This window comes from Novosphingobium sp., assembly GCF_019748365.1.
Taxonomy (GTDB): Bacteria; Pseudomonadota; Alphaproteobacteria; order Sphingomonadales; family Sphingomonadaceae; genus Novosphingobium.
The window spans coordinates 1-7,838 of sequence record NZ_JAIEPN010000103.1; the positions used below are offsets into that span (position 1 = coordinate 1).

Sequence of the window (7,838 nt, forward strand, 5' to 3'; positions counted from 1 at the left end):
GCCTTCCCGCCTCAGGAATGCGCAAACTACTTCAGAAACTCCGGATATGCTTCAACCTAAGTGAAAACGAGTCTAGGTCCTACAACCGAGACCAGCACGCGTCGGAAACTACCCAGTTCGACCTTGCTCGACCGGAAGCGCCTCGCCTTGCTGTTGCGGCTTCAGCCGGCGTGACGGTGCCAGCGCACCGCCTTCGTTGTCCCACCGTGCCAGCGCCGCGCTGGCCTGCTTGCCGCCAGCCGTGTGTTGGGAAGAACGTGCCATCAACCCTGATCCCCGCGCGAGAGACCCCGCCGATCAAGGTTCATCGCAACGAATGTCCAGTTGACGGGATGGCTCAGGACGGCGGCAGTATAGTCGCCCCGGGCATTGCCATGATCGACTTTGGCGCGGTGATGCCGGCCAAGGTGCAGATCCAGCGTTTCGGGCGACATGTGCGGGGCGCGCGCATCGCGATCATAAGGCAGTGGCGGCAGTTTGAAAGGCATGGAAGGCGGCTCCTGCTGCATTGAAGGCGCGCGCGCAGCGCGGCCTCGGCAGCAGGGCTAGCGACGAGCGCAGCCCGCCCGCAGCCTCGGAATGTACCCAGTTGCCCCATCTGGGTAGTTTCCGACCCTGTGCCCGTTCCTCGCAGCGGCCTATCTGGGAACGGTGATGCCGGCGATGGCCCGTTCCCCCAAGCTTTGTGGGCACAGTCGCACCGGGCAGGTTATGCGTCCCAGCTCGAGCCCGCGGCATCAGACCTAAAGTCGGCGGTTGCGTGCAACCGTCGGCTTCCCTTTCCCATCGGCAACTGCGTGCGCGCCGTGCCGGAGGAGACGCGCCTTCGCAGCGCGGACGGAGTCCTGAGCCATGCCACCCGACGACCGCCCTGCAGCGGGCCGAAGCCAACCTTTCTCCCCTCTTGCCTCGTGGCCGCCTTCTGCGACGCCACCAAAAACGAACGGATATTTCATGAGGAAAATCATCGTCAGCCTGTTGCTGGCTTCATGCGCGATGGGTGCAAGTGCCCACGCCAATGAAACCGGCCCCTACATCACGCTTGAAGGCGGCGTCGTCAAACAGGAGCATTCGGATGTTTCCAGCGCAGGCGGCTATGAGCATACCGACCGGTTCAAGACCGGCTGGGAAGCTGGCGGTGCACTGGGCTATGATCTCGGCCACTTCCGGCTCGAGGCAGAGGGCTTCTACTCCCGCTCGAACCTGCGCGAACAGGGTCGCCCGACCGGCACGCCGTTGCCCAACGGCAGCTTTACCGGCGCCGATGGCTTGTCAGGCCGGACCAGCACGTTCGCCGCGATGGGCAACGCGCTGATCGGAGTTGGCCACTGGGGCGGAATCAAGGCCTATGTCGGCGCCGGTGCGGGCTATGCCACCACCCGGCTTGTCGAAAGCCTGCCTACGGCCGTCGGGCTGCGGGATCGTGCTCACGGCTTTGCCTGGCAGGCGCTGGCCGGGATTACCATGCCGATCAGCCACAATGTCGATCTCGGTGTGAAGTACCGCTACTTCCGCCCGGACGGCGCTGACAAGTTCATCGCTCAAGATGGCACCTCGCGGTCGGCGCACTTGCGTTCGCACGCCCTGCTGGCGACGCTGACGTTCAATCTTGGCGGGCATGTTGCCGAACCGGAACCTGAGGCTGCTCCTCCTCCGCCTCCGCTTCCGCCGCCACCAGCTCCGCCGCCCCCACCGCCGCCTCCGGCCCCGCCACTTGCCGCGGTCTGCAACAAGGGACCGTTCATCGTATTCTTCGATTGGGATAAGTCCGATATCTCGCCCGAAGCGGCGAGCGTGCTGGACAATGCGGTTCAGGCTTACGGGAACTGCGGCAATATCGGCATCATGCTGGCAGGCCATACCGACAGTTCTGGCTCGCCGCGCTACAACCTCAGCCTCTCGACACGGCGCGACACCGAGGTTCAGGGCTATCTGACCGGGCACGGCATCTCCGCCGGGGCGATCTCGAGCCAGGCCTTTGGCGAGACGAATCAGCGGGTGCCCACCGCCGACGGTGTGCGCGAAGTGCAGAACCGGCGCGTGGAAATCAGCTACGGCCCGGGCTCGGGCTCCTGATCCAGCGCAGCGCATGAAGTGGACATGGGGTCGGCCGCAAGGTCGGCCCCATTGCCGTTCAGGCCTCCAGCATCAGTACCTTGCGTGCGAGCTCGGGCAGCGAGCGCACGCCCATCCGGTGCATGACCTCGGCGCGGTGGTTTTCGACCGTACGCTGGCTGATGCCGAGATCGGCGGCGATGTTCTTGCTGGGATGTCCGGCAAGGACCATGTCCATCACTTCTTTCTGCCGCGCGGTGAGCGCGGCAAAGCAGGCCGCCGCTTCGGCCTGCGCGACATCGGCCAGGGTGGTGCCCAGCGATTGCTCGGTGGCGCGGTCAATACTGGCCATCAGCGCGTCACGCCCCACCGGCTTGGTGATGAAATCGCAGGCGCCCGCACGCATCGCCGCGACCGCAAGGCCGATATCGTCATCGCCGGTGATCAGAATGACCGGCAAGTGATCGCCGCGCGCGCGCAGCTCGCCGAGGAGGCCGATGCCGCTGAGGCCAGGCAGATGCGCGTCGACCAGCAGGCAACCCGGCCGTCCCGCACGGTAGCTGGCCAGAAAGTCCTCGGCAGAGCCGAAATCAGCCACTTCGCGACCATGCGCTGTGAGGAGATCACGGATCGCGTCGCAGACGTGGGGCTCGTCGTCGATCACGTAGATCATCGGCGGCATCTGCGGCGTGCGGCCCGGGGGGAGGGCAGGGACCAGCGCCAGCGCAGGCGGGCACAGGCGTTCCACGGCGCGCAGCAGGACAGCGGGCACGACCGGCTTGCGCAAGTGGATGCAATCAGCCTCGGCCATGATCGCCTGCGCGCCGGTGGAAATGTCGCCGGTGAGCACGATCGCGGGCAGCGGCCGCTGCAGACGTTGGCGCAGGGCTTTGAGCAGGTCCACGCCGCTCTGGCCCGAAGGCAGATTGTAGTCGGTGAGGAGGATGTCCGGCCGGATCGCGCCGCCCGTGACGAGCCGCAAAGCCTCGGCCCCATCGGACGCGCCGCTTACCATATGACCGTTCTCGCGGAGCAGCAGCGTCACGAGATCAAGCAAATCGGGATCGTCCTCGACGACCATGATCAGCGAGGGGCGCGCGGCGGGCTCCGGCTCGGGTGCAGGTTCGGGCAATGGCGCGGGCGGCAGGCGTGCGGCGCCCTTGCGGCGGGGCACGGTGATCGCGAACATCGAGCCGCGCCCGGGCACTGAGCGGACATCGACAGTATGATGCAAGAGCCGGCCCAGCCGCCGCACGATCGAGAGCCCAAGCCCCAGCCCCAGCCCGCTTTCGCGCGCGGGATTGTCGACCTGATGGAATTCCTCGAAAATATGTTCGAGCTGGCTTGCCTCGATGCCGATGCCGGTATCCCAGACCTCGATCCTGAGGTCGTTGCCGCGCCGCCGGCACCCCAGCAGGATGCGGCCTGTGCGGGTATACTTGACCGCGTTGCCGAGGAGGTTGCGGATCATCTGCTCGAGCAGGCGCGGATCGCTCTCCACCCAGGCCGAGCAGGGCATGAACCGCAGCGATAGATCGCGCGCCTCCGCCAATGCAAGGAATTCGCCGTGCAGTGTCTCCAGCACATCGGCCACCGGAAACCGGACAAGTTCCGGCCGCACCGCGCCCGCTTCGATCTGGCTGATGTTGAGCAGCACGTCGAGCATGCCCGAAAGCGCGCCCAGCGTCTTGTCAAAGCGCGCCATGAGTTCGCCGGCACGTTCGCCCGAGACATTGGGCGCAAGGAAATCCTTGAGCAGGGCCAGCGCCTGCAGCGGCTGGCGCAGATCGTGGCTGGCCGCGGCGAGGAAGCGCGACTTGGCCGCATTGGCGCGTTCGGCCTCGAGCTTGGCTTCTTCGAGCGCCGAGGTCACGTGTTTGCGATCGGTGATATCGGCAAAAGTGATGACCACCCCGCTGATCTGGCTGTCGAGCGCGCGGTAGGGGAAGATGCGCCGGACAAACCAGGTGTCGCCCGGTGCGCGGATCTCGCGCTCGATGGTCGTTTCGTTACCCAGCACGCGCTGCGCATCGGCGAGCAGTTCGGGATCATCGGCAATGGGCCTGAGATCGGCAAGCGGCCTGCCGATATCGCTCGCGATGACGTTGTAGAGCGGGCTGATCGCCGGGGTGAAAAAGCGGATCCTGAGGGCCGCATCGAGGAACATCGTGCCGACATTGGTGCTGAACAGCACGTTCTGCAGATCATCCGAAGCCAGGCGCTGGCGGTCAAGTGTTTCCTGCAGCTGGCTGTTGAGCGCGGTGAGTTCCTCGTTGAGCGATTGCAGCTCCTCCTTCGAGGTCAGCAGTTCCTCGTTGGTGGACTGGAACTCCTCGTTGATCGACAAGGCTTCCTCGTTGATGGCCTTCTGCTCCTGATTGGCCATGTCGCGGTCGCGGATCGAGGTCTGCAGTTCGGCCTGCGTCTCCTCGAGCTCGCGCTCCAGTTCGGCCAGCCGGTCGGCCTGTTCCGGAGCTATCCCCTTGGGCTGGGCTCCGCTTCCGGCCGCTTCTTCAGCGAAGCAAACGAGCAGGAGCTCCTCCGCCGTCTCGGCGAGACGCTCCACCGTGATGCGGAAATGGACCGTGATCCCGTCGATCGTCAGCGTGGCCAAGCCGCCGTCGACACGCGGCGTAGCGGCGTCGACGCGGCCTATCGCGAGGCGCAGGCGGGTGCGCAGCGCGGGTGAGGCCATCGCGAGCAGGTCCTGCGTCGGATAGCCTGGCAGGATGCGCAGGAAGCGGTGCGTCGGCCCCATCGAAAACAGGCAATCGTGATGCCGGTTGATCAGCACGGCGGCAGGCGCGTGCCCCGCGAGCACCGCCCGCTCGCAGATCTCGGCCAGACTGCGCCGCACGGCAGGGGCTTCGCGCCCGGCAGCAGTAAGCAGGGGCAGTTTGCCGTCGAAGCTGAATGGGAAGCCGGCCTCGCCCGGCCGGGTCCGCGCGACATGGCGATAGAAGCATTCGGCGCGCGCCATGGGCTCGAACCGGCCATCGGGCTTGCCGATTGTCTCGGTCGTGCCAAGCAGCAGGATGCCGGCTTCGCGCAGGGCAAAGTGGAACAGCGCAACCACCCGGGCCTGTGCGGCGCTGTCCAGATAGATCAGCAGATTGCGGCAGGAGATCATGTCGAGCCGCGAGAAGGGCGGGTCGGTCAGTACGTCCTGCACCGAGAACACGACATGGCTGCGCAGGGCGGGAACCACGCGGTAGCCGGTATCTTCCTCGGTGAAATAGCGCGCCAGTCGCTCGGGCGAGACCGCGGCGGTGATATCGTCGGGGTAGAGCCCATCACGGGCGGCGGCGATGGCATCGGGATCGAGGTCCGAGGCGAAGATCTGCAGCTTCACGTCGCGGCGCACGCGCGCCAGCGCATCCTGGCAGACCATCGCGATCGAATAGGCCTCCTCGCCGGTGCTGCAACCCGCCACCCAGATACGCAGCGGTTGCCCTCCCGCCAGCCGTTCGAGCATTCCGGGCAGGATCACGGTTTCGAGAGTCTCGAAAACCTTGGGATCGCGGAAGAAGCTGGTTACGTTGATGAGCAGATCGCTGGCGAGCAGCGTGCTTTCAGCCGGATCACCAAGCAGCCGCTCGGCATAGGCGGCCATGTCCCCGGCGGTCATGGCAAGCATCGCCATGCGCCGCGCGATGCGCCGGGATATCGTGCCGGGCTTGTAGTGGCTGAAGTCCTGTCCGGTCGAGTGGCGCAATGCGGCGAGGATCGCGGCCAGCCCTTCGCCCGTATCAAGCGGGGGCTCCGCATCCATCTTGAACCCGGGGAGCGTGACGCGCGCGGCGAAGGCGGCGATTGCCTCGGGCATCGCGGCAAGCGGCAGCGCCGCATCAACCAGCGCAGTATCGAGCGCGGCTTGCGGCATGCCGGGATGCTCGGCTTCGGCAATGGACTGGGCGAGTATCATCCCGCCCGCCGCATGCAGCGCAATGATCCCTCGGCTGCCATCCCCGCCTGTGCCCGAAAGGATCACCGCCGCGCTTTGCCGCCCGCAGGAGGCCGCGAGCGAGCGGATCAACCAATCGAACGGCAGGCGTGTGCCATGCCCTGCCTCCGGCTTGGAGAGCCGCAAGGTACCGGCGCTGACCGAGAGATAGCGGCCGGGGGGAATGACATAGACATGGTCTGCCATGAGCGGGCAGCCGTGCACCGCCTCGACCACGGGCATCGCAGTATGCTCGGCGAGCAGCGCGACCATGAGACTTTCGTGATGCGGATCAAGGTGCTGGATGACAATAAACGCACAGCCCGTCGCGCTCGGCAGCGCGTCGAACAGGCGCGAGGTCGCCTCCAGCCCGCCAGCCGAGGCACCGATGGCGATGATCGGCAGAACGGGCCTTGGCGGCACGGCGTTCCTTGGCGATGCGCCGCCTGGTTCGCGCGGCGGACTTACCACCGTGCCGGCGGGGTGCGAAACCTCCCGCGTCCGGCGGCCTTGGCATGGAGTCGTTGCATAACGGCATGCCCCTTGTGAGGAGCTTGCCTACCACGGTTCGTCAGGGTTCACCCTATACCGAATGGGCGTGCTGCAATTCTGGACCGCAGGCCCCGGGCCTTCACTTGCCGATATGAATGGCATCGAGCGAGGAAAGCAGTCCTAGCACCCTCAGCAGCCACAACACGACCCCGATGACCACGACTGCATTGAGGATTGCTTTGATCTTGCCGTCCATCGGCAGGTAGGTGTTGATCAGCCAGAGCAGAACCCCGACGACCATCAGAATGACGATGAGATTTATGAGCGACATGGGGAAAAGCTCCTGAAAAGTATAAAAATTCAAATGGTTTGACTGGGGCTAGGGAGCGTGGCGGGATTCTGCCTGAGCAGGAATTCCGCCACGCTCCCCGTGGGTCCCGGCCCGACCGGGGGAGGTGGGTGATCGGGCCGGAATGCGATCAAGGGTGTGGCCGCCTGTCGGGTTTGCCATGGTCCATCCGAGGCTGATCCACGCTTTGCTGGCGATTTCGGTACTGGCCGTGATTGCTCCGGGGGCCTTCATCCCGGCGCTGCTCGCGCTCGCCCCATTCCGGGCGGTAGGCCGTGTCATACTGCCTCTGCCAGCGCTGACGCTCGCCGTAGAAGCGGCGGCCCTGATAGTGCGTGTTCCAGTAGGACCCGAACGTGAACGAGATCACCCCGACGCCCATGTCAGCAGCAATGCCCCGCCGTCGCCCGTTGTGGCTGACGCGCAGATCATCCCCCGCGACCCACCCGCGATTGGCGCGGTAGGTCACATCGCACCAGCTCCAGTCGCGCAGGCAGCCATGCATGCTGACCCTGACACCGCGTCCGACGTAGCGCACGCTGGGATAATTCCGCAGTGGCCCCGAATAGAGCCGGGTCGCGCGCACGGTATAGGCGCGCATGGTCTGCGCCGAGACAGCGGTGATCGGCAGGACGGCAGCGACAAGTGCTGCAAGGGTGATGATCGAGCGCATGGACATGGCTCCTTTTCTGAGAGAATCGATGGAGATGCGGGTGGTTGGTGCCTGGGGAATGCTAGATTCGCCCGGTCAGCATGAGGATCACGAGCACGATCAGGATGATCCCGATCACGCCGATCCCGCCATGGCCGTAGCCATAGCCATAACCGCCGATGCGCCCACTGAAGCCGCCCGCGAGAAAGACAACGAGGATGATGACGAGAATGAGGCCGAGGGACATGAGAGCCTCCTTGTTCGCTTGGCAGTGTCAACACCGGGATAAAAACGGGCCAGGCACCGGTTTAAAAAGGGGCCAGTTGGGTTGAATAAAAAGCCCCATG

7 protein-coding genes are annotated in these 7,838 nt (G+C 65.3%); 1 reads left to right on the forward strand and 6 read right to left on the reverse strand.

What is annotated here, in order from left to right; genetic code table 11:
* Positions 1 to 108: 108 nt before the first annotated feature.
* Together K5Q19_RS13135 and K5Q19_RS13140 are read right to left on the reverse strand one after the other, a co-directional pair.
* Positions 109 to 264, reverse strand: coding sequence for a hypothetical protein (locus K5Q19_RS13135; protein ID WP_292945881.1), 156 nt, complete (start codon positions 262 to 264; stop codon positions 109 to 111).
* The gene (locus tag K5Q19_RS13140; RefSeq protein ID WP_292945884.1) at positions 264 to 488 is read right to left on the reverse strand and encodes a hypothetical protein; all 225 of its coding nucleotides are present in this window, start codon (positions 486 to 488) and stop codon (positions 264 to 266) included. Before K5Q19_RS13140 ends, K5Q19_RS13135 begins: the two co-directional genes overlap by 1 nt.
* A 466-nt stretch (positions 489 to 954) precedes the next feature.
* Here K5Q19_RS13140 and K5Q19_RS13145 point away from each other — a divergent pair, with 466 nt between their 5' ends.
* The gene (locus tag K5Q19_RS13145; protein WP_292945886.1) at positions 955 to 2,076 is read left to right on the forward strand and encodes an OmpA family protein; all 1,122 of its coding nucleotides are present in this window, start codon (positions 955 to 957) and stop codon (positions 2,074 to 2,076) included.
* Positions 2,077 to 2,134: 58 nt separating this feature from the next.
* On the opposite strand, the gene K5Q19_RS13150 is transcribed toward K5Q19_RS13145, so the two are convergent.
* From K5Q19_RS13150 to K5Q19_RS13165, 4 genes are all read right to left on the reverse strand, one after another.
* Complete coding sequence (locus K5Q19_RS13150; protein WP_292945888.1) at positions 2,135 to 6,421, reverse strand: CheR family methyltransferase; 4,287 nt, start codon at positions 6,419 to 6,421, stop codon at positions 2,135 to 2,137.
* A gap of 208 nt (positions 6,422 to 6,629) precedes the next feature.
* Positions 6,630 to 6,821, reverse strand: a complete 192-nt coding sequence (locus tag K5Q19_RS13155; RefSeq protein WP_292945890.1) for a Thivi_2564 family membrane protein — start codon at positions 6,819 to 6,821, stop codon at positions 6,630 to 6,632.
* Positions 6,822 to 6,969: 148 nt separating this feature from the next.
* Complete coding sequence (locus K5Q19_RS13160) at positions 6,970 to 7,518, reverse strand: hypothetical protein (RefSeq protein ID WP_292945893.1); 549 nt, start codon at positions 7,516 to 7,518, stop codon at positions 6,970 to 6,972.
* Between the two features lie 55 nt (positions 7,519 to 7,573).
* Positions 7,574 to 7,738, reverse strand: coding sequence for a DUF3309 family protein (locus K5Q19_RS13165; RefSeq protein ID WP_292945896.1), 165 nt, complete (start codon positions 7,736 to 7,738; stop codon positions 7,574 to 7,576).
* Positions 7,739 to 7,838: the final 100 nt, after the last annotated feature.